We start from the raw sequence: 22,430 nt of genomic DNA on the forward strand, positions 1-22,430 counted from the left end.
CGATCGTCGTGCTGGCCACACCGCCCGGTGGGCGGCCCGGTTCAGTCGTTCAGGGCGGACTCGACGAAGTCCCTGAGGGCGGTGACGTCGGTGTATATCGACGGTGCCTCGGCGCAGGTCAGGCTGTCGTTCCCGCTGCGGCTCGTGGCGCCGATCAGCTGCCACTCGTCCCCGGCCCGGACGATGGCGGGGCCTCCGGAGTCGCCGTAGCACGCGCCCTGCGGGTCACCGTTCTCGTCGAGCGGGCTGTCCACGCACAGTTCGCCCTCGGGGCTGATGCCGGTGCACCCGGAGTCCACGAGCGTGGTGTCGAGCTCCTTGAGCGACTCCGAGCCCTCGTCGGCGCCCCTCTCCGGTGTGACCTGGCCCCAGCCGAGGAGGCGGGTGGGCGTGCCCACGGGTGCCTCGCCGGCGATGGCGATCGGCTGGGCCTGCACCGGCTCGGCCAGTCGGAGGACTGCGAAGTCGTACTGGGGGTGGGTGAGGACCTCGTCGACGGCACTGGTCTCACCGCCGGACGACCGGTCCGCGGACCCGACCCGCACCGTGTACTCGGCGCCGTCCTCGACGCAGTGGGCGGCGGTCACGGCCACGTCGGGCGAGACCAGCGAGGCGCCGCATTGGAACCCGCCGTTCGCGTGCAGCGAGGCCATGAACGCGTAGTCCTCGGACGCCTGGCCGCCGCCCACGATGTACGGCGAGACCGGGTCGGGGGAGCTGCCGGCGGACGCCGCCGTCGAGCCGGCGAGGGTGAGTACGGTCGCGACTGTGGTCGCACCCAGGGCTTTGAGCAGGGATGACTTATTCACGGGGCACTCCAGTTCCGGAACTCGGTCCGGACGGTGGGGGGATGTGACAGCCCCGGATTCTTGAACCCGACATGTCATCGAGCAATAGGTGGTGGGCCACGGTGGCCTGTCGGACCGCCAAACCCCCCAACCGGCGGAAGGATTACCCGGCCCGAGCGGACTCGGCATCGACCTCGACGGCCAGGAGTCAGCGCCGTTCCCCCGCACGGCTCGGTCGGCCGCCACCACGACCCTGTTCCGGAATGCGATCGACTATGACCGACTACTGGCCGTCGGACTCGTCGGGCTCGTCGGTGTCATACGCGTAGAGGGGCCTGTGGTCCAGCAGCTGAGCCGGTGTCACGTCGTCCCAGGGCCCGCATCGGCTCGTGGAGGCTGACGACGTTCTCCGTCGGCTGCTCGGGCGGATAGGGCGACTCGGGGTGGAGTCGCTGCCAAGGAAGTCGGGCCGCCAGATGCTCGCGTCGAGGGTCCGGTCCACCGTCCAGTCCCAGTAGGGGAGTTCGACGGAGTCGTCGATGGCCTGCAGTTCCTGCTCGAAGTCCAGGAGGAACTGGCGGTGCCAGGGCAGGAACGAGGGCCCCCGGTGGGCGACGCGCGGACCGAAGTCGGTGTCGCTCGTGACGAAGTCGCGGTGGGTGCTGACGAACCTGTCGTACCGGCCACGGCGCTTGAGTTCGAGCAGGGCGCCGATGAAGTTCCTCTTCTCGGTGGCGGTGAGCGTCGCTTGGTTCTTGCGCATGAAACAGGCTTCTTCTTTCCTGATCGATGGTTAGGCGAACGGGACGAGCGCGGCGCTGTTGAGCTCGTCGACCGCCGCCCGGGCGACGTCACGGGGGCTGTCGAAGGTGTCGTAGTGGTTCACGACGCTGATCCACGAGCCGTCGGCGTTGCGCATCACGTGCAGTTCCTCGCCGTCGATGAGAACTTCGACCTGCGGTCCGGGCTCTACGCTGTGGTGCTCTCCGTGCTGGTGTGGGGAGCCGCCGGGGACGGTTCGTCCCTGGATGCGGCGCCCCTTGTAGACCTCGTCGAACTGCACAGGACCGCCGGAGGGCGAGACGGGGTCCGCCTGCTGCGGCTGATCGGCGGACTGCCCCGCCAGGGCTATGGGCGTCACAGCGGCGGCGCCCGCGACTGCGACGAGCGCGCCCGTCAGGATGCGGCGACGCGTCCTGTCCACGGCGTGGGTCCCCCGGAAACGTCCGTCGGCAACATACCGGGCGATACTGGGAGTAAGGGCCTGCCCGTGTCGAGCCGGAACCGATCACCGGGAGTGCGTATGAACTCTGGCTCCGACCCTGCCGCCGGGGACTTGACCCTGCCCTGGGCACATCTGGCCGCACTGCTGGTCAGCGACTCGGGAGAGATCATGGCCTGCTCGGAGGAGGCCGCGGACCTCCTCGGCTACCTCCCCGGCGACGTGGTCGGCCTCCCCGCCTCCGCACTCTTCCCCACCTCGCCCGACTGGCCCACGGGCCGGGCGCGGGCGCGGGCGCCGCAGAGGGAAACCCGTACCGTCCTTCGACACAGGGACGGGAGCCGGGTAGACGTCGTCGTGGCGGCGTGGCCCATGGCGGGGAGCAGCGGGACGCTCGCGCTGGCCCTTCTCGCGGAGACGGCTTCAGGGGGCCCGGCGCGCCTCCCGCCCGTACCCGAGGAGCCCGGACGGGGCTCTGCTCTTGGGGTACTTCGCGAGGCGGCCTCCCGGATCGGCAGCTCCCTCGATGTGGTCAGGACGTGCCAGGACCTGATCGACGTTCTGGTGCCGGCGCTCGGGGACATGGGCAGCGTGACACTGACGGAGTCCGTCCTCGCCGGTAACGAGCCGCTCCCCGTCTACGACGCGCGTGAGCCGAGGCGGCTCGTGGCCGCCAAGCACGCGCACGGCCCTCGTCCGCCCCGGATGGTGCAGGTTGGTGACGCGGTGCCGCCCATCCCGGCGCTGCCGCAGTTCGCCGCGCTGTTCGACGGCGAGACCGTCGTCTGGCGCTCTCCCGAGGAAGCCGCCGTCCTGCTCGGACACGATCCCCGGCTGATCGCCCTGCTCCTGCCTCCCGGCATGCGGCAGTCCCTCGGGGCATCGCTGTTCGCCCGTGGCGTGGCCGTCGGCTATGTGGTCGTGGGCCGCACCCGTGATCCGCGGCCCTTCGACGAAGAGGACAAGTGGCTCATGCAGGAGCTCGCCACCCGGGCCGGACTCGCCGTGGACAACGCGCGCCGCTTCACCCGCGAGCACCATACGGCCGTCACACTCCAGCGCAGCCTCCTTCCGCGGGCGAGCACCGACACCGCCGCGGCCGAGACGGCAGGCTCCTACTTCGCGGCCGAAGGATCTGCCGGCGCCGGCGGAGACTGGTTCGACGCGATCCCGCTGTCCTCGCTGCGCGTCGCTCTGGTGGTGGGTGATGTGATCGGACACGGTCTGAAGGCCGCCGCGACGATGGCGCGGTTGCGGGCGGCGGTGCAGACGCTGTCCGACCTCGACCTCCCTCCCGATGAGGTCCTGCTCCGACTGGACGACCTGCTCCACCGTGTCGCCGCTGAGGCCGAGCACCCCGATGTCGTGGGCGCGTCCTGCCTGTACGCCGTCCACGATCCGATCACCGGGCGCGCCCTGCTGGCCAGTGCCGGTCACCCGCCGCCCGCCGTCGTGCACCCCGACGGTACGGCCCGCTACCTCCACGTCGAACCCGGCCCGCTCCTCGGAGTCGGCGGACTGCCCTTCGAGGTGACCGAAGTCCAGCTGACGCCCGGCAGCACCCTGGCCCTCTACACCGACGGCCTGACAGGCCGGGACCAGGAGCCGCACGACCTGTTGCGCCAGCTGTCGTCCGCCTGCCGCCCGGAGCGCGCACTCACCGACATCGGTCGCGACCTGGTGCACACCGCCCCGCGCACATCCCCGCGGCCTGATGACGTCACCGTCCTGCTTGCCCGCCTCCGCGCCGTCCCGCCCACGGACACGGTCGCCTGGAGCTTCCCGGCCGACCTGGCCGCCGTGGCCCGAGCTCGTCGGGCGGCGACCGGCCAGCTCTCCGACTGGGAGTTGGAGGACCTCGCCTTCTCCACGGAACTGATCGTCAGTGAGCTGGTCACCAACGCCATCCGCCACGCCCACAGCGGGGTCACGCTCCGTCTGACCCGCGACCGGGTGCTGGTGTGCGAGGTGTCCGACGCGAGCAACTCCCAGCCGCGACTGCGCCATGCCCGCGCGACCGACGAGGGCGGGCGGGGGCTGTTCCTCGTCGCTCAGCTCAGCAGCCGATGGGGGAGCAGGTACGGCGTCACGGGCAAGACCATCTGGACCGAGCAGCCGATCGGCGGGGAGTGACCAGCCTCCATACCCAGGCGGCGGACGGTTCCACCCAGGTGGGTGGAAGCCGGCAGCGGCCATTCAAGGGGGACGTCGCCCGGTGATACACACGGCGCGACGTTGTCGGTCCGCACTGTGGAGTGTCCCCTCATGGATGTATCACGCCGCCAGGTCCTCGCACGTACAGGTGCTGTCGGGGCGGGAATCGCCTTCGCCGGTTCTCTTTCCGACGTCTTCGCCGGTACGGCTACCGGCGCCCCAGAGTTGGGAGAAGGGTCTGGGTACGGGCCGCTGGTGCCCGATCCGGAGGGGCTGCTCGATCTGCCGGAAGGCTTCTCCTACCACGTACTCTCCCGTGAGGGAGACGAGCTGCTGAGCGGTGAGGGCCTGGTCCCGGGCAATCACGACGGCATGGGCGCGTTCGGCGGCGAGGGGGGAAGCGCCCGGCGCATCCATCTCGTCCGCAACCACGAGAACCACGCCTCCGCGCGCGGCCCCGTCCCGGCTGTTGTCGGGATCACCTACGACCTGGGAGGCAAGGGCGGCTGCACGGTCATCGAGCTCGACGGCCGGAACAACGTGATCGGTGAGCGCGTCGGCATCGCCGGCACCGCAGCCAACTGCGCGGGCGGGCCAACCCCTTGGGGTACCTGGCTCACCTGCGAGGAGACCGAGGACCGGGCGGGCACGAACGGCTACACCAAGGATCACGGCTTCATCTTCGAGGTCGACCCCGTGGACCCGTACCGCACCGGAGCCGCCCCGCTCACCGCGATGGGACGCTTCGCGCACGAGGCGATCGCCGTCGACCCGGACAGCGGCATCGTGTACGAGACCGAAGACGCCTTCAAGCACCCGTTCGGGCTGTTCTACCGATTCCTGCCCAACAAGCCGCTGGGCGGGACGGGTTCGCTGCGCGCGGGCGGGGCTCTGGAGGCGATGCGGGTCCCTGGCGTCCCCGACCTCTCCGTGATCGACGAACCGGGTGCGAGCTTCGACGGGGTCGAGTGGGTGCCCGTTCCCGACCCGCTGGCGAAGCGGACGCCGATCCGGCTCCAGGACTTCGGGCGGAAGGGCATCACGCATGCCCAGAAGCTGGAGGGCTGCTACTGGGGTGACGACTCGGTGTACTTCGTCTCAAGCTTCGCGCGGTCCAAGGACGGCTCGGGGTCAGACCACTCCGGCCAGGTGTGGCGCTACGAGCCGGACGCTCGCCGCCTCACCCTGGTCGTGGTCTTCGGGCCCGACTCGGACATCGACCTGCCCGGCGAGGCCCCGGACAACATCTGCCTGGCACCCGGCGGCGGCCTCATGGTCTGCGAGGACGGTGGCGGCGAGCAGTACGTGTACGGGCTGACCCAGCAGGGCGAGGTATACCCGGTGGCGCGCAACGCGCAGGCGGTGACATCTGCTGCTGCCGCAGCGGGCGGCTCCGCAGAGTCACCGGAGTACGGCGAGTTCGCCGGCGTCACGTTCTCGCCCGACGGCGCGACGATGTACGTCAACTGCTACGCGCCCGGCACCACGTTCGCAGTCACCGGCCCCTGGAGGTAGTGCGGCAGACTGCGTCGGCTCCGGCCGTCGGGGCCCCAGCCGTCGGGGTGCGTTGAGGAGCCCTTACACGTCCTCTACACGTCCTCCCAGGCCATCGAGCTCATCCTCCAGCCGGCGGGCGTCCTGACGAACTGGGTGGTCTTGCGGCCGGAGCCCTCGAACCGTTCGCCGTGCAGGAAACCGGACTTGCGGTATTCGCTGAACCTGTGCGCGATCGAACCGAAGATCTCGGTCCGCTCGGCGACCTCCCATTCGCGGAACTCCGTCAGCGTTCCATCGGTGAGGATCTTCTGCCGGGGCTCGATGAACGCGTCGACGTCGTAGACCAACGGCTCGTCTCCGACGTTGGTGATCGTTCCTTGTGGAATGAACACCTCGCGGACGACGTCAACGTTCGGCCGACCGCCGCCGGTGTTCGTGAACGCGCCGAGGAAGACGTGCATCAACTGGTCGAGCTCGGCCTTGACTTCGGACACGTCGGACACGGGTACCCCTACGCCGAGGGAGACGCCTCGCGCCTGACCGTCGCCCACCGCCGGCGTGTCCTCGGAGAGGATCGACCAGATCTCGATGTCGTGCCGCATGCCCCGGTAGAGAGAACGCCGCCGAAGTACCCCGTCGCGGGTCATCCCGAGCCGGCGCGCGGCTTCGACGCTGCGGGTGTTGCCCGCCGCGACCCACCATTCGACGCGGCTCATCCGGCGTTCCCCGAAAGCCCAGTCGATCAACACACGGCACGCCCGGGTCACCAGCCCGCGGCCCGCCCCGTCCGCCTCCAGCCAGCAGCCGATCTCGCACACCCCCGAGGCGGCGTCGAAGTTCGTGAACATGACCCCGCCGACCAGCGTGCCCTCCAGCCAGATCCCATAGATCCGGCGGGTGTCCTCGGCCTGCCGGTCCGCATACCGCTGGAGCACGGCCGTGGCAGAGGGAAGGTCGGGGCTGAACGTCGCCCAGGGTATCCAAGGGTCCACATAGGGGCGGGCGCGGTCGATATGGGCGAGGAACTCCTGGGCGTGCCAGGGCTCCAGCGGGCGGAGCTGCGCGTTGTCGCCGAGCGGCAGTGCGAACACGGACATCCTTTCCAGGTACGTAACGAGCGTTCGGTATGTACAGTGGCAGTATGCCGCCCGCACCCGGAGACCGTGAAGCCCGCCGCGAGGACGTGTCCCAGGCGGTGTGGCGCGTACTCGCCGAGAAGGGGTTCGGCGGGCTGACGCTGCGTGCCGTCGCAGCCGCCATGGGTGTCTCGACCGGCATGCTCATGCACTACTTCCCGACCAAGCGGGCCTTGGTCGCGCATGCCCTGGACCTGCTGGAGAAGCGCACCGCGGGACGTCCGCGGCGTGAACGTCCCACCGAGGGCCTTGCCGCCCTGAGAGCAATGCTGCTGGACATCCTGCCTCTGACCCCGGGCGACACCGCCCGTAACCGCGTCTGGGTCAGTTCATGGGACCTGTCCCTCGCCGACGAGTCTCTCGGCAAGGACCAGGCCGACCGCTACACCCGGTTGCGCTCGGCGATCCGCCCGCACCTCGAAGCGGCTCGCGACCTCGGCGAACTGCCGGCAGACGCCGACCCGGAGCAACTCGCCGCCACCGCAGTTGCGTTCACCCACGGACTCGTCGTCCAGGCCCTCTTCGACCCCGGCCGGTTCCCCGAGGACGTACAGATCGCGATGCTCGACGGCTTCCTCGCTTCGCTCGCCGGCCCAGCCTGACGGCGGCAGCAGGCCAACGCCGTTCCGGGGGAACTCCCGGACCGGGACGTTGCAACCACGTTGCGCTCGCGGCCGGTTCAGGATTCCTTGATCATGTCAGCGCACTTCTCGCCGATCATCATCGTGGTGATGCACGGGTTCACCGCCGGCAGGAAGGGCATCACCGACGCGTCGGCCACCCGCAGCCCGTCGATCCCCTTCACCCGCAGCTGCGGGTCGAGCGGCGAGGCGGGGTCGTCCGGTGGGCCCATCCGGACCGTCCCCGCCGGGTGGTAGACGGTGTTGTGGGTCTCGCGGATGTACGCGAACAGCTCCTCGTCGGACGTGGCTGCGGGCCCGGGGGCGAGCTCCGCGCCGGTCCACGCGCGCATCGGGGCCTGGGCGGCGATCTCGCGGGCGAGCCGCAGCCCGTACGTCATCACGCGGATGTCGTGCTCGTGCGTGAAGTACCGCGGGTCGACCTTCGGCTTGTCCCGGTAGTCACGCGTGCGCAGCCGGACCGTGCCCATGGACCGGGCACGGGTGACGTTCGGCGTGAGGCAGAAGGCGTTGTCCGTGGTCGGGTAGCCGCGCCGGTAGGTGTTCAGGTCGAAGGGCACCGAACCGTAGTGGAACATCAGGTCCGGGCGGTCCAGGCCCGGTTCGGTGTTCGTGAAGATGCCGATCTCCCACCACTGGGTGGAGGAGGCGACCATGGGCTGCTTCGCCTCCCACATGATCACGCCCTCCGGATGGTCCTGGAGCGCCTCACCGACGCCGGGCGAGTCGGCCCGTACGTCCACTCCGACGTCCCGCAGATGCCCGGCCGGTCCGATGCCCGACAGCATCAGCAGCTTCGGCGAGTCGATGGCCCCGCAGCACACGACAACCTCGCGCCGGGCCCGGACCGCGCCGGTGTGAATGGTGTCGGGCTCCAGGTACTCGACACCCGTGCAGCGCCGGCCGCTCTCGTCGAACAGCAGCCGCCGGGCCGTCAGACCGGTCCGTACCTCCAGGTTCGGACGCCGGCCCAGTACCGGGTGCAGATACGACACCGACGCCGACGAACGGACGCCGTCCGCACGGGCGTTGATCTGGAACCAGTGCGCGCCCCGCACCACCGTCGTGCCGGTGTTGAACGGCGTGGTGGGAATGCCCGCCTCCGCGCAGGCCGCCAGCAGCGCCGTACCGCACGGGTCCTTCGGGGGGACGGTACGGATGGTGACCGGGCCGGAGCGCCCGTGGTGGTCCCCGGGCGCGTCGTTGCTCTCCAGGCGCCGGTAGAGCGGGAAGCAGTCCGCCGCGCTCCAGCCGGTACAACCCAGCGCCGCCCACTCGTCGAGATCCTCGGCCGGTGCCCAGAAGGCGATGCACGAGTTGTGCGAGGAGCAGCCGCCGAGCACCTTGGCGCGGGCGTGCCGCATGAAGCTGTTGCCGTTCTCCTGCGGCTCCACCGGGTAGTCCCAGTCGTATCCGGACTCCAGCAGGGCCATCCACCGGTCGAGCCTGAGGATGTTGTCGTCGCCGACGTCCGACGGGCCGGCCTCGACGAGGCAGACGCTCACCTCCGGGTCCTCGGTCAGCCGCGCGGAGACGACGGCGCCGGCCGTGCCGCCGCCGACCACCACATAGTCGAATTCCGGTGACGGGCCGGGCGGAACGCTTGCTGCGGACATCGTTCTCTCCAGGACTCGGGCGGTGGGGGTGGCGGTCAGGACCCGGGTGGTGCCGGCTGCGTCGGGTCGAGAACCTCCGCGCGGTGGGCGTCCAGTACGCCCGTACGCTTGCGCTGGACGAACCAGTAGTAGGTGAAGCCGCCGAGCGCCACGACGCCGATGAACAGGAACGCGCCCCAGCGCAGGTACCAGTGCTGCGGTCCGGTCGCGTTGTACACCTCGGCACGGGGCCAGGCGAGGTTGATGGACATCGCGGCGCCCCACAGCACGGCGACGATGTTGACGGGCAGCCCGAGCCGGCCGAGCGAGAACCGCCCCTCCTTGGGCTGCCAGCGTCCGCGCAGCCGTTGCACCAGCATCGGCCCGGTGACCAGGAGATACGCCAGGTAGATCATGATGATCGCGATGCTGGTGATCACCGAGAAGATCTGCGGCTGATTGATGTTGATCACCAGGATGACGACCCCCACCACACCGATCACGACGGCGGGCACCACCGGGGTCTGGAACCGTGGGCTCACCCGGGCGAGCACCGAGCCCGCCGGCAGGTTGTTGTCCCGCGCCATCGCGAACATCAGCCGGATACCGGCGGCGTGCACGGCCAGCACACAGACCGTGATCGCGACGACCACGGCCCACAGGAAGATCTCGCCGATGGTCGAACCGAGGGTCTCCAGCACCACGTACTGCAGACCGCCGGTGGACAGTTCCTCGGCCTTCAGGTCCGGTACGGCCATCAGGGCGAAGAGCAGGATGAACCCGCCGATGAGGAACGAGGCGATGAGCGCCCGCAGGATGGCACGCGGCGCGTTGCGTGACGGGTCGTGCGACTCCTCGCCGAGGGAGGACGCGGTGTCGAAGCCGTACATCACGTACGCGGAGGCCAGCGACGCGGTCAGGAACGCGCCGAGATAGCCGAGGTTCTGGCCGCTGCCGAGCCCGTAGGTCTCGGTCAGGACGCTGCTGGGGCCGCGGGTGATGTGCGCCGCGAGGAAGATGATCAGCGCGACGGCGGCGATCAGCTCGATGAACACGCCCGCGGAGTTGATCCGTGCCATGAGCTGGACGCCGAAGGCGTTGACCAGGGTCGAGAAGAGGATGAGCACCGAACCCAGCAGAACGGCGTTGGCCGCCGCGTCGGTCGGCCCGCTGCCGTCACCGACGAACTGGAACCAGTCGTCGATCTGCGGCAGCGTGATCTGGTAGGCGAGCGCCACGGCCGACAGGGTCACCATGGTGGCTGTCATCATCATCCAGCCGCCGAGCCAGCCGACGTGCGGGCCGCCCATCTTCTTCGCCCAGTTGTAGATGGACCCCGCCACCGGATAGCTGGCCGCCAGCTCACAGAAGCACAGCGCCACCATCAGCTGGCCCACGAAGACCATCGGCCAGGACCACCAGTAGGCGGGCCCGCCGAAGGCCACCCCGAAGTAGAAGAGCTGGAAGGTGCCGGTCAGGATCGAGATGTAACTGACCCCGGCGGCGAAGGTGTGGAAGTTGCCGAGGGTGCGTTTGAGCTCCGGGCGGTACCCGAGCTCGGCGAGCGAATCGTCGTCGTGCTGGCTCTGGGTCCGGACGGGGCTGCTGGGGTCCGGCTCCCGGCCGGAGGATTCCGTACTCATTCGAACCACCGCTGCGGACGCGGCGCGAGATTGCGCCAGATGTGTTTGGCCTCCTGGTACTCGGCCAGCCCGGCCGGTCCCAGTTCCCGGCCGAAGCCGGACTGCTTCATGCCGCCCCACTCGGCCTGCGGCACGTACGGATGGAAGTCGTTGATCCATACCGTGCCGGCGCGCAGCCGGGAGGCCACCCGGTGCGCCCGGCCGACGTCCTGCGACCAGACCGCTCCGGCCAGCCCGTAGACGGTGTCGTTGGCGAGCGCGACGGCCTCGTCCTCGCTGCGGAACCGCTCGACGGTGAGCACCGGGCCGAACGACTCGTCGTGCACCACGGACATCGCCGGCGTGCACTCGTCGAGCACGGTCGGCGGATAGTAGTAGCCGCCGCGCAGCGCCGGGTCGTCGGGACGGGACCCGCCGCAGCGCAGTACCGCGCCCTCGGCCAGGCCGGCCGCCACATACGCCTCCACCTTGTCGCGATGCGTCGCGGAGATCAGCGGGCCGGTACGGGCATGCTCGTCGAACGGGCCGCCCAGCCGGATCGTCCGGGCCCGCTTGACCACCTCCGCGACGAACGAGTCGTGCAGCTCCTCCTGGACCAGCAGCCGTGCCCCGGCCGAGCAGACCTGGCCGGAATGCAGGAACACGGCCATCAGCGCGTAGTCGACCGCCGCTTCGAAATCGGCGTCGGCGAAGACGATGTTCGGATTCTTGCCGCCCAGTTCCAGCGCGACCTTCTTCACCGTCGGCGCGGCCGCCGCCATGATGCGCCGGCCGGTGGCGAGCCCGCCGGTGAACGACACCATGTCGACCCGCGGGTCCTCGCAGAGCGGCGCACCCGCGGTGGGGCCCGCGCCCAGCACCAGGTTGGCCACCCCGTCGGGCAGGCCCGCCTCGGCCAGCAGCCGCATCAGGCCGATGGCGGTGTGCGGAGTCAGTTCGCTGGGCTTGAGGACGAACGTGTTGCCCGCGGCCAGCGCCGGCGCGACCTTCCACGACGTCTGCAGCAGCGGATAGTTCCACGGGGTGATCAGCGCGCAGACCCCGACCGGCTCGTGCACCACCCGGCTGTCCGCGTCGGGCTCGCCGGTGTCCACGATCCGGTCCTTGCCGCCCGACGCCGCGAGGTTCCCGAAGTAGCGGAAGCACTTGGCGATGTCATCGATGTCGTACTCGCTCTCGACCAGCCGCTTCCCGGTGTCCAGGGACTCCGCGCGGGCGAGCGCCGCCTTGTCCCGCATCAGCAGATCGCCGACGCGCAGCAGCAGCCGGCCCCGATCGGCCGCCGGGGTACCGGGCCAGGGCCCGCGGTCGAAGGCGTCACGGGCGGCGGCGACGGCCGCGGCGGCGTCCTTCGGCCCCGCCTCGTCGACGGTCCCGACCAGGGTGCCGTCCGCCGGGCAGCGGATCTCGCGCACCTGCCCGTCGACGGCGGCGGTCCACTGGCCGCCGATGAACAGCTGAGGCATGGGGACTCCTGAGGGGTCGACAGTCGGGTGCACCGCCGGGGCCCGGCACGCCGGGACCCGGCCGCTTACCCCATCCACCGACACTAAGGAAAACCGGGCGCATCCGCAGTACGGGGGAGTGGCCGGATCGGAGCACCGCGCCCCGCCGCGGTCCCACGGGCGGGTCGGGTACGTGCGTCGCACCGGGGATCACGCGCCGTGCCGGCAGGTCGTCCTCACTCCACGGCTGTACGCCCAGTCGTCGAGCAGCACCGGATCCGGACCCCGGTAGGAGCTCAGCGCCGAAGCGGTCGCGACGGAGTCCGTGTCGACTGCGACGGCCGTCCGGGTGGCGGGCGAGCAGGACGAGGATCTCGCTGTACCGGCGGCTCAGCCGCGTCCTGCGGCCAGTGGCCAGCCACCGGCAGCGCCTCGTCCCGCGCCGGACCGGTCCGGCAAGGACTCCGGCTCCAGCACGACCCGGCCTCAGGAGGAGTTGACCAGCCGCATGTAGCGGGCCCAGTCCCACAACGGCCCCGGATCGGTGTGCGTGGCGCCGGGAACCTCGTGGTGGCCGATGATGTGCGCACGGTCCCTGGGGATGCCGTACCTGGCGCAGACAGCGGCGGTGAGGGCCGCGGAGCGCTCGTACATCGCCTGGGTGAAGTACCGCGGCCGGTCGACCCAGCCCTCGTGCTCGATGCCGATGCTGTCGGTGTTGTAGTCCCAGCTCCCCGCGTGCCAGGCGATGTCCCGCTCCCGCACGCACTGCGCGATGTACCCGTCCGAGGAGCGGACGACATAGTGCGCTGACACCTGCTTGGCCGGGTTCTGGAAGATTCCGAGGGTGCCGGTGAACGACGTCTGCGTGACGTGCACGACGATCCGCCGCACGGGATACGCCGAAGGGCGCGACGACGCCGTGAAGTTGGCCGGTGAGGCCGGCGACCAGCGCGCGAGCGGATGGTCGGTGGTGGCCGCGGAGGCGGCGCCCTGCGCGCCGGGCAGCAGGACACCGGCCGCGGCGGTGAGCGCGGCTCCCCGCAACAGGCGTCTTCGGCTGGGGTGTTGGCTGCGGTGCTCCGCCCGGTGCTCCATGAGTGGTTACCGTACGTGACGCGGCCCGGACTCCGGAAGCGCCCCCCGGGGCGTGTCACCGGTCCGCGTACGCCGCCGGGTCGTCCAGGACCGCCCGTACGACGGAGTGCGCGGCGCCCAGCAGCGGTCCCTCGGAACCCAGCCGCGAGACGATCAGGGAAGGGCCGGCAGGTTCCGCGGTGCGTCGCGTCAACTCCCGTTGCAGGGACGGCAGCAGCCAGGGCGCGAGCCGCGACAGCGCCCCGCCGAGGACCACGGCCTGCGGGTCGAGCAGGTTCACCGCCCCCGCGACCGCGATCCCGAGGGCGGCGCCGGCGCCGCGCAGGGCCCGCCGGACAGCCTGATCGCCCCGGTCCGCGTGCTCGGCGAGTACGGTGACCGGGCGCCGGCCGTCGGCGGTGATCCCCGCCGCGCGCAGTACGGCCTCCTCACCGGCGTACTGCTCCAGGCAGCCGCGCCCGCCGCAGGCACAGCGCGGCCCCTCGGGACGGACCGGCACATGCCCGAGCTCCCCGGCGTACCCGTGCGTGCCGCGCAGCAGCCGGCCCTCGACCACCACGGCCGCGCCGATGCCGATCTCGGCGGAGACATGGACGAAGTCCTGGGGCGCCGGCTCGCCGCCGAGCCACAGCTCGGCGAGCGCGCCGAGGTTCGCCTCGTTGTCGACGGTGAGCGGACCGCCGTACGGCAGAGCGGCGCCGAGGTCGACGTCCGTCCAGCCCAGGTTGGGTGCGCGGACGACGGTCCAGGTGCCCCGGGCCACCAGTCCCGGCACGGCGACGGCGAGCCCGGCCGGACGCAGCCCCGAGCCGCCGGCCGTCTGCGTCACCTGCCGTACCAGCTCGGCCAGTTCCTTGAGGACCGGCCCGGGCGGGCGCCCCCGGTTGCCGCACTCGGCCGACGCCCGGGCCCGCACCGCTCCGCGCAGGTCCACCGCGCACACCGAGATATGGTCCACGCCGATCTCGGCGCCGATGCCGACCGGGCCCCGCTCGCCGAGGGCGAGGGCGCTGCCCGGCCGGCCGGCCGTACCGGACCGCTGCTCGGGGCCCAGCTCGACCAGGAGTCCGCCCCGGACCAGCTCGTCCACCAGGGAGGACACGGCGGCGCGGGTCAGTCCGACCCGGCCGGCGACGGTGGCCCGGGACAGCGGGCCCTGGGCGGCGACCGTGTGCATCACGAGGGAGAGGTTCCGCCGGCGTATGTCCTGCTGCGTGTGGGGGAGCGGGGTGGTCATCGGTCCGCCTGTCGTCTGAACAGCGCGTCGCTGTCGGCGAGTACGGAACCCAGCCGGTCCAGCGCCTCGGAGTCCACGGGCAGCGGCGGGTGGACCGGGCCGTGGGCCGTGCCCCAGCGCCGCGCCACCGCTGCCGGATCCTCCTCGGTCACCAGCCCGGCGGCCTGTGCCGCCGCCCCGAGCGCCACCAACTCCCGGGCCTCGGGCACCTGTACGGCCCGCCCGGAGAGCCTGCGTACGGTGTCCCGCCAGGCGGTCCCGCGGGCCCCACCCCCGATGAGCAGCAGCGGCGCGCCGGGTCCGGAGCCGCCGTCGAGTGTTGCGCCGTCCGCGGTTCCGCCGTCCGCCACCCGGTCGAGGGCCGCGAGCAGGGCGTACACCGCCCCGTCGTACGCGGCCTGGAGCACCTGTCCCGGTGAGGTGTCGTGGCGCAGCCCGTACAGCAGGCCCGACGCGTGCGGCGCGTGCGGTGTCCGCTCGCCGTCGAGGAACGGCAGCACGACCACGCCGCCGCCCGCCTCCACCGCCTCCCGGTCGCGGCCGAGCAGGGCGGCGATCCGGTCGACCGCGAGCGTGCAGTTGAGGGTGCAGGCCAGCGGAAGCCAGTCGCCGCGCGCGTCGGCGAAGCCGGCCACGGTGCCCGTCGGATCGGCGGGTTGGCGCTCGGTGACGGCGAACACCGTGCCGGACGTGCCCAGGCTCAGCACCGGGGGGCCGCCCGGGCGCAGACCCAGTCCGAGCGCGGCGGCCGCGTTGTCGCCGGTGCCGGCGGCGACCAGGATGCCCTTGGAGAACGACAGGTCCGTGGTGTCCCGCAGCGTGCCGGCCACCTCGCGCGGCCGTACCACCTCGGGCAGCAGCGCGGGGGAGAGGCCCGCCAGCGCGAGCACCTCCTCGTCGTACGCCTCGGTGGGCGCCGCCCACCAGCCCGTGCCGGAGGCGTCGCCCCGGTCGGTGGTGCCGCGTCCGGTGAGCCGTTCGGTGAGATAGTCGTGTGGCAGCCGGACGGCGGCCGTCGCGCGTGCCGCCGCCGGTTCGTGCTCGGCCAGCCACGCCCACTTGGCCACGGTGAAGGCCGGGCCGGGCACACTGCCGATCCGCTCCGCCCAGGCCCCCGGCCCGCCCAGCCGCTCGATCAGCCGCTCGCTCTGGGGGGCGGAGCGTACGTCGTTCCACAGCAGCGCCGGGCGGACCGGCCGGCCCGCCCGGTCCAGGGTGACCAGCCCGTGCTGCTGGCCTGCGACGGAGATCGCGGCCGCCTGTCCCGCCAGGGGGCCGCAGGCGCGGAGCGCCGCGCACAGCGCATCCCACCACTGCTCGGGATCGCTTTCCCGCCCGGCCCCGCCGGAGACCGTGTGCGGTGCCTGCCCGCTCGCCATGATCGCGCCGGTCGCGGCGTCGACGACCAGCGCCTTGGTGGACTGGGTGGAGCTGTCCACGCCGACGACCAGCGGCCCCTCGGGCCCCTCGGGTACTGACATCAGCCTCTCCGTCCCTGCGGGCTCTTCCCCTTCGATGCTCCCGGATACTAATTTGTTAAGTGCCATGACGAAATAGCCGAGGGAGCACCCATGAGCTTTTCACCGACCCCCGAGGACCGGTTCAGCTTCGGTCTGTGGACCGTGGGATGGCAGGGCCGTGACCCGTTCGGCGAGGCCAGCCGTCCCGCCCTCGATCCCGTCGACGCCGTACGGCACCTCGCCGGTCTGGGCGCGTACGGCGTGACGTTCCACGACGACGACCTGATCCCGTTCGGCGCCACCGAGGCCGAGCGCGAGGCGCACGTCAAGCGCTTCCGGCAGGCGCTGGACGCGACCGGTCTGGTGGTGCCGATGGCCACCACGAACCTCTTCACCCACCCGGTCTTCAAGGACGGCGCCTTCACCGCGAACGACCGCGACGTGCGGCGGTACGCCCTGCGCAAGACGATGCGCAACATCGATCTCGCGGCCGAACTGGGCGCGCGGGTGTACGTGGCGTGGGGCGGCAGGGAGGGCGCGGAGTCCGGCGCCGCCAAGGACGTACGGGCGGCCCTGGACCGGCTGAAGGAGGCCTTCGATCTGCTGGGTGAATACGTCACCGGGCAGGGTTACGAGCTGCGCTTCGCCATCGAGCCCAAGCCGAACGAGCCGCGCGGCGACATCCTGCTGCCCACCGTCGGCCACGCCCTGGCCTTCATCGAGCGGCTGGAGCGGCCCGAGCTGTTCGGTGTCAATCCGGAGACCGGCCACGAGCAGATGGCGGGCCTGAACTTCCCGCACGGGATCGCGCAGGCGCTGTGGGCCGGCAAGCTGTTCCACATCGACCTCAACGGCCAGAACGGCATCAAGTACGACCAGGACCTGCGCTTCGGCGCCGGTGATCTGCGGTCCGCGTTCTGGCTCGTCGACCTGCTGGAGACGGCCGGCTACGCGGGCCCGCGGCACTTCGACTTCAAGCCGCCGCGCACGGAGGACGTCGACGGGGTGTGGGCCTCGGCGGCCGGCTGCATGCGCAACTACCTGATCCTCAAGGAGCGCGCCGCGGCTTTCCGGGCCGACCCGGAGGTCCAGGCGGCGCTGCGGGCCTCCCGGCTGGACGAACTCGCGCGGCCCACGCTGGACGAGGGCGAGACGGCGGCCGGACTGCTCGCCGACCGCGGCGCGTTCGAGGACTTCGACATCGACGCGGCCGCCGCGCGCGGGATGGCCTTCGAACACCTCGACCAGCTCGCCATGGATCACCTGCTGGCGGCCCGCGGCTGATGGCGGCTACCGCTGAGCGGGCGGCGGCTGGTGCAGGCCGAAGGGGGACCCCTGGTTGTCGCGGCACAGCTTGAAGTGCCCGAACTGCGCGATCGACTCGGCATCGGCGCCGGCGTCGAACGCCTCGACGGTACCGCCGAGTTCGAGAACCCGTGTGAGGGCTGCCTCGATGTCGTCGACCTTGAAGAACACGTACGGGCTCGCCCCGGCGTCTCCTCCGTGCAGCCCGCCGGGGACCTGCGGAGTCCGGATCGCGAACCCGCCGCCGTCGGGAGTGCCCGGCTCGAAGGTCCAGTCGAACAGGCCGCCGTAGAAGGTGCGGGCCCGGTCGGCGTCCGCCACGCCCAGTTCGAAGAAGGAGATCTCACCGGCCATCGGGGGCTCCCGCCATCCGTACCCAGACCATCGCACCCACAAAGCCACCGTACGTCCCCCCACCCACCCCCGCACCCGAACGGCCCACCCGCCCAGGGGGTGTCCGGTCGATCATGCCGGGCTCCCGTCGTCTGGCACGCACATCTGCCGCGTTGGCCGAATCCGCCCATAGCTCCGCTATTGCCGAATCCGGCCGCCTTGCAGCTGCGCTCGGCATCCGGAGGATGAATCAAAGAGCCGAGACGGAGCGAGCGAAGCGAGTGCAGTGCACCAGACGCCGCTCGCTGATCCGGCCTGATCGACCGGACACCCCCTAGCCGCCTCCGCCGTACGCTGCTCCGGCAGGCCGGCTACCCGGTCAGTACCGCGAGGGCCGCCGCCGGGTCGGGGTCCGGGGGGCCTGCCGGGGTCCAGTGGCCGCGCTCCTTGCGGTACGGCCACCAGCGTCCGTCCGGGCCGTGGCGCAGCTGAGTCTCGGTGCCCACCACGGTCCAGCGGTTGCGGGTGGCGCGCAGCCGGGGCCGTTCCTCGTCGTCCCAGGCCGCGTCGAGTGCCGCGCGGGCGCGGGCCAGTGCTTCCGGGCCGGGGGACCACTCCTCCTCCAGTACGGCGAGCGCGGCGCTGCCGCCGTACTCCCAGGCGCGTGCGGCCCGGGCGAGTCCGGCCCGTTCGCGTCCCGTGCCGGCCGCAAGCCGGGCCGCGAGGTGAGCCGGCGGTCCGGCGGCGGCCAGCCGTGCCGCGTCCTGGCCGGGTGTCAGTGCGGCCTGCACGGGGTGCTGTTCGTGGCCCGGAGTCACGGCCTCGGCGAGCAGCCGGTGCGCGGTCCCGGCCGCCGCCGAGGCCAGGAACTCCAGGGCCGCCACGTCGACACCGGGCGCCGGATCTGACTCGCCGTCGAGCGGCGGCGGGGTACCCGGCTCGTCGGGGAGGAGGGGGAGAGCGGGCAGTGGCGGCAGGTCGCGCGCCGCGGCGAAGGCCTCCGCCGCGGACACACCCCGCGCCGCCCGCTCGTCCTCACGCGCCCCCGGCGGCTGCTGGTGCGCCGCCCGCGCCACACTCCGTACCTGGAGCTCGTCGAGCAGCTCGCGCTCACCCCGGCCGCGCATCAGCAGCAGTACGAACGGGTCCTCGTCCAGCAGCCGGGCCACCTGGTAGCAGAGGGCCGCGGTGTGCGGGCACAGGTCCCACGCCTCGCAGTCGCACTCCGGCTCCAGATCGCCGATGCCCGGCAGCAGTTCGACGCCGGCCGCCGACGCGTCCTCCACCAGGTGCGGCGGCATCTCGCGATCGAGCAGCGCCGCGATATGACCGGCCCGCTCGACCGCCATGTCGAGGAACCGGTCCCACTCCTCCTCGGTCAGCCGCTGCAGCAGGACGTCACTGCGGTGCGGGGTGCGGTCCCGGTCCCGTACGACCGCAGTGATCCGCCCCGGCTGCACCGACACCGCGCCGACGGCGCCCTCGCGCGCGTACCTGCGGCCCTTCTTCAGCTGCTCACCGTCCAGCGCCGTGTCCTCCAGAGCCTTCAGCCAGGCCTGGCCCCACCAGCTCTGCGCGAAGCCGCGGCCCCGCGCGGGCGGCAGCGCGGCGAAGGTGCGCTCGCTCTCCGGGCGTTCGCCGTACGGCCCGCTCCCGTGTCCGCCGCTCATCGCGTGCCCCCTCGCAGCTCCACCAGATCCGCCAGCTCGGCGTCGGTCAGTTCGGTCAGCGCCGCCTCGCCCGCGCCGAGTACGGCGTCCGCCAGCTCCCGCTTGCGGGTGAGCATGTCGGCGATCCGGTCCTCGACGGTGCCCTCCGCGATCAGCCGGTGCACCTGCACCGGCTGGGTCTGGCCGATGCGGTACGCGCGGTCGGTGGCCTGCGCCTCGACGGCCGGGTTCCACCAGCGGTCGTAGTGCACGACATGCCCGGCGCGGGTGAGGTTGAGCCCGGTGCCGGCGGCCTTCAACGACAGCAGGAACACCGGCACTTCACCCTCCTGGAAGCGGCGGACCATCTCCTCGCGCCGCGGCACGGGCGTACCGCCGTGCAGGAACTGCGTCGGCACACCGCGGGCCGCAAGATGCCGCTCCACGAGCCGCGCCATCTGCACGTACTGAGTGAAGACCAGGACGCTCGCGTCCTCCGCCAGGATGGTGTCGAGGAGTTCGTCCAGCAGCTCGAGCTTGCCGGAGCGGCCGGCGATGCGTGGCTGCTCCTCCTTGAGATACTGGGCCGGGTGGTTGCAGATCTGCTTGAGCGCGGTGAGCAGCTTCATCACCAGCCCGCGCCGCGCGAAGCCCTCGGCGCCGGAGATCTCCGCGAGGGTCTCGCGCACCACCGCCTCGTAGAGCGCGGTCTGCTCCGTGGTGAGCGAGACCGCGTGGTCGGTCTCGGTCTTCGGCGGGAGCTCCGGTGCGATGCCGGGATCGGACTTGCGGCGGCGCAGCAGGAACGGACGTACCAGCGCGGCGAGCCGCTCGGCGGCGTGCGGGTCGTTGCCGCCCTCGACCGCCTGGGCGTAGCGGGTACGGAACGTGCCGAGCCGGCCCAGCAGCCCGGGGGTGGTCCAGTCGAGGATGGCCCACAGCTCGGTGAGGTTGTTCTCCACGGGAGTGCCGGTCAGCGCCACGCGGGCCTTCGCGCCGATCGTGCGCAGCTGCTTGGCCGTGCCGGAGCGGGGGTTCTTGACGTGCTGTGCCTCGTCGGCGACGACCATGCCCCAGGTGACTGCCGCGAGCCGCTCCGCGTCCAGCCGCATGGTGCCGTACGTGGTGAGGACGAACTCGCCTTCGGCCAGGGCCTTCAGGCTGCGGGCGGAGCCGTGGAAGCGGCGTACCGGGGTTCCGGGCGCGAACCTCTCGATCTCGCGCTGCCAGTTGCCCATGAGGGAGGTCGGGCATACGACGAGCGTGGGCCCGGCGGCCAATTCGTCGTGCTGGCGGTGCAGATGGAGCGAGATGAGGGTGATGGTCTTGCCGAGGCCCATGTCGTCGGCGAGGCAGCCGCCGAGACCGAGCGAGGTCATCCGGACCAGCCAGTTGAGCCCGCGCAGCTGGTAGTCGCGCAGGGTCGCGGCGAGCGCGGCGGGCTGCGCGACCGGCTGCGCGTCGGCCGCCTCGGCCGCCTCGGGGTCCGCGAGACGTTCGCGCAGCCGCTCCAGCCAGCCGGTCGTCCGTACCTCGACCCGCTGCCCGTCGACCTCGGCCGAACCGCTCAGCGCGGCGCCGAGCGCGTCGACCGGCGTGATCTTGTGGTCCTGGCGCTCGCGGGCCCTGCGCGCTTCCTCGGGGTCGATCAGCACCCACTGGTCACGCAGCCGCACCACGGGCCGGTGGGACTCGGCGAGGCGGTCCAGTTCGGCCCGGGTGAGCTGCTGGTCGCCCAGCGCGAACCACCAGTTGAAGGCGAGCAGGGCGTCGGCGGAGAGCAGCGAGGGCAGGCCGGAACCGGCATGGCCGGCCGGCTGCCCCGTGGTCTCGGCTGCTGCGGCTGCTTCGTCTGCTGCCTCGCCGGGGTGGCCGGGGTCGCCGTCCGGTGGGCCGATGACGGCGCGGGCGGTGAGCTTACGGGCGAGCTCCTTGGGCCAGTGCACCTGCACGCCGGCCGCCGAGAGCGCACGCGCCGCCGGCCCCAGCAGCTCGGTGACGTCCTCGTCGGCCAGGTCGACGGAGTCCGGTACGGCGTCGGAGAGCAGCGGGGCGAGCGGCGCCCAGGCGCGGGCGGCGCGCCGCAGGGCCAGCAGTGCGTCCATCCTGGCCCGCGGTCCGAAGCGGGTGGCGGCGCCGGCCCACACCTCGGCGGCGTCCGCCACGAGGGCCGGATCGCTGACGCTGTGCAGCTGCGGCACGGCGCGGAAGGACGGTCCCCTGCCTGCGTTGCCAGCCCGGCCCGCGTTGCCCGCCCTGCCTGCCTTGCCCTCGCCGGCCGCTGCCGGGTCGCCGGTTTCCGCCGCGGCGTCGACGGCCTCCGCAAGGCCCAGCACCTCCACGCGCAGGGAGATCCGTACGCCCGCGTCCTGGCCGGCGGCGATGTCCGCCGCCCAGGCGCGGTGCTCCGGTACGTGCTGGGGCGCGGGGGCGGCGAAGGCGGGGCCGCCTGCGGCCAGGGCGGCTGCCGGTGAACGCGGCAGCCCGTCGGCCACGGCGTCGAGGAAGGCCCGCAGCAGCTCCTCGGGGGCGGGCAGCCGGAGGGCCTGGGCAGCCAGGGCCGGGGCTGGGAGCGGGACGGAGTGTGCGGTCGGCGGCATCGCGGCTGCAAGCTCCCGTACCCGCTCCAGGTCCTCGGCGGACAGCGGTCCCGCACGCCAGGCGTCGTGGTCGGTGGCGCTGAGCCCGGGCAGCAGCAGCCCCCGTGCGGCGAACTGGAGGGCGAGCACGGCGGCTGCGCCCCAGAAGACGGCGGCGGGGTCGGCCCCCGCCGTCACCCGGGCCCGGGTGAGGACGGGCAGCGCGTCGCGCACGGGCAGCAGCAGCGCCCGCACGGCCCTCGGCCGCACGTCGGCTGCGACCACGGTCAGCTCCGTCACCGGACCAGGGACGGCCGGCGGCTCGCTCCCGTCACCGTGCCAGAAGGCGATCGTGCCGGTGCGGGCGGGGTCGGCGGGCAGGAAGACGACGGAGCAGCGGGCGAGTTCGGAGACCTGGGAGGGCGTTGCCGCGGGAAGCGTGTGCACAGCGAAAGCGCATTCCTCAAATTTGACTAGTGAAGCCAGGAGCCGCCGAGAGTACCTCACCCGCATGGACGGTGGGAGTAATACTGAGGTGACGCAGGTCACGTGTGCCCGCGGTCCGGGGCCGGCCGGCGAGTCGTCGCGATCGCGGGAACCGTCGGCCCCGTCCGGGCGTTGACCGGGCAGGAAGCGGCGCCAGCCGTG

Annotated in this window: 16 protein-coding genes and 1 pseudogene; 4 read left to right on the top strand and 13 right to left on the bottom strand. The window is 72.1% G+C overall.

The genetic code is table 11. The annotated features are described in order from the left end of the window. Positions 1-41 precede the first annotated feature (41 nt). The 3 genes and pseudogenes from ACWV17_RS22265 to melC1 form a co-directional block, all read right to left on the bottom strand. On the bottom strand, positions 42-809 hold the full coding sequence (locus tag ACWV17_RS22265) for a S1 family peptidase (protein ID WP_455353201.1): 768 nt from the start codon (positions 807-809) through the stop codon (positions 42-44). A 349-nt stretch (positions 810-1,158) separates the two neighbouring features. Continuing rightward, positions 1,159-1,551: pseudogene (locus ACWV17_RS22270) on the bottom strand (tyrosinase family protein); the annotation flags it as partial. A 30-nt stretch (positions 1,552-1,581) separates the two neighbouring features. Beyond that, positions 1,582-1,992 carry an apotyrosinase chaperone MelC1 gene (melC1, locus tag ACWV17_RS22275; protein ID WP_455361140.1) on the bottom strand — a complete coding sequence of 137 codons (411 nt, stop codon included), beginning with the start codon at positions 1,990-1,992 and terminating at the stop codon, positions 1,582-1,584. Between the two features lie 99 nt (positions 1,993-2,091). Between melC1 and ACWV17_RS22280 the strand changes: the two genes are divergently transcribed. Further along, positions 2,092-4,143 carry a SpoIIE family protein phosphatase gene (locus ACWV17_RS22280; protein WP_455361141.1) on the top strand — a complete coding sequence of 684 codons (2,052 nt, stop codon included), beginning with the start codon at positions 2,092-2,094 and terminating at the stop codon, positions 4,141-4,143. 132 nt (positions 4,144-4,275) lie between these two features. After that, positions 4,276-5,679, top strand: coding sequence for an alkaline phosphatase PhoX (locus tag ACWV17_RS22285; protein ID WP_455361142.1), 1,404 nt, complete (start codon positions 4,276-4,278; stop codon positions 5,677-5,679). Between the two features lie 74 nt (positions 5,680-5,753). Here ACWV17_RS22285 and ACWV17_RS22290 read toward each other — a convergent pair whose 3' ends face one another. After that, positions 5,754-6,752 carry a GNAT family N-acetyltransferase gene (locus tag ACWV17_RS22290; protein ID WP_455361179.1) on the bottom strand — a complete coding sequence of 333 codons (999 nt, stop codon included), beginning with the start codon at positions 6,750-6,752 and terminating at the stop codon, positions 5,754-5,756. Between the two features lie 50 nt (positions 6,753-6,802). On the opposite strand from ACWV17_RS22290, the gene ACWV17_RS22295 reads away from it, so the two are divergent. Beyond that, positions 6,803-7,399: a TetR/AcrR family transcriptional regulator gene (locus ACWV17_RS22295; RefSeq protein WP_455361143.1), complete on the top strand. Its 597-nt coding sequence runs from the start codon at positions 6,803-6,805 to the stop codon at positions 7,397-7,399. A gap of 77 nt (positions 7,400-7,476) precedes the next feature. Here the strand turns inward: ACWV17_RS22295 and ACWV17_RS22300 are convergent, their stop codons facing one another. The 6 genes from ACWV17_RS22300 to xylB form a co-directional block, all read right to left on the bottom strand. Beyond that, entirely contained in the window at positions 7,477-9,054 is a 1,578-nt protein-coding gene (locus tag ACWV17_RS22300; RefSeq protein ID WP_455361144.1) for a GMC family oxidoreductase, read from the bottom strand. A 35-nt stretch (positions 9,055-9,089) separates the two neighbouring features. Next, positions 9,090-10,676, bottom strand: coding sequence for an APC family permease (locus ACWV17_RS22305; protein ID WP_455361145.1), 1,587 nt, complete (start codon positions 10,674-10,676; stop codon positions 9,090-9,092). Further along, on the bottom strand, positions 10,673-12,142 hold the full coding sequence (locus ACWV17_RS22310; RefSeq protein ID WP_455353194.1) for an aldehyde dehydrogenase family protein: 1,470 nt from the start codon (positions 12,140-12,142) through the stop codon (positions 10,673-10,675). The genes ACWV17_RS22305 and ACWV17_RS22310 overlap by 4 nt, the downstream gene beginning before the upstream one ends. A 465-nt stretch (positions 12,143-12,607) precedes the next feature. Next, positions 12,608-13,219 carry an N-acetylmuramoyl-L-alanine amidase gene (locus tag ACWV17_RS22315; RefSeq protein ID WP_455353193.1) on the bottom strand — a complete coding sequence of 204 codons (612 nt, stop codon included), beginning with the start codon at positions 13,217-13,219 and terminating at the stop codon, positions 12,608-12,610. Between the two features lie 55 nt (positions 13,220-13,274). After that, entirely contained in the window at positions 13,275-14,456 is a 1,182-nt protein-coding gene (locus ACWV17_RS22320; RefSeq protein WP_455353192.1) for an ROK family protein, read from the bottom strand. Next, complete coding sequence (gene xylB / locus ACWV17_RS22325; protein ID WP_455361146.1) at positions 14,453-15,937, bottom strand: xylulokinase; 1,485 nt, start codon at positions 15,935-15,937, stop codon at positions 14,453-14,455. Before xylB ends, ACWV17_RS22320 begins: the two co-directional genes overlap by 4 nt. A 90-nt stretch (positions 15,938-16,027) precedes the next feature. Here xylB and xylA point away from each other — a divergent pair, with 90 nt between their 5' ends. After that, complete coding sequence (xylA, locus tag ACWV17_RS22330; protein ID WP_455361147.1) at positions 16,028-17,200, top strand: xylose isomerase; 1,173 nt, start codon at positions 16,028-16,030, stop codon at positions 17,198-17,200. Between the two features lie 6 nt (positions 17,201-17,206). Here xylA and ACWV17_RS22335 read toward each other — a convergent pair whose 3' ends face one another. From ACWV17_RS22335 to ACWV17_RS22345, 3 genes are all read right to left on the bottom strand, one after another. Then, positions 17,207-17,575, bottom strand: a complete 369-nt coding sequence (locus ACWV17_RS22335; RefSeq protein ID WP_455361148.1) for a VOC family protein — start codon at positions 17,573-17,575, stop codon at positions 17,207-17,209. Between the two features lie 350 nt (positions 17,576-17,925). Beyond that, complete coding sequence (locus tag ACWV17_RS22340; RefSeq protein WP_455361149.1) at positions 17,926-19,224, bottom strand: SWIM zinc finger family protein; 1,299 nt, start codon at positions 19,222-19,224, stop codon at positions 17,926-17,928. Then, positions 19,221-22,229 carry a DEAD/DEAH box helicase gene (locus ACWV17_RS22345; RefSeq protein WP_455361150.1) on the bottom strand — a complete coding sequence of 1,003 codons (3,009 nt, stop codon included), beginning with the start codon at positions 22,227-22,229 and terminating at the stop codon, positions 19,221-19,223. The genes ACWV17_RS22340 and ACWV17_RS22345 overlap by 4 nt, the downstream gene beginning before the upstream one ends. Between the last annotated feature and the right edge of the window lie 201 nt (positions 22,230-22,430).

The sequence above is a fragment of the Streptomyces mabaensis genome (genome assembly GCF_053763515.1).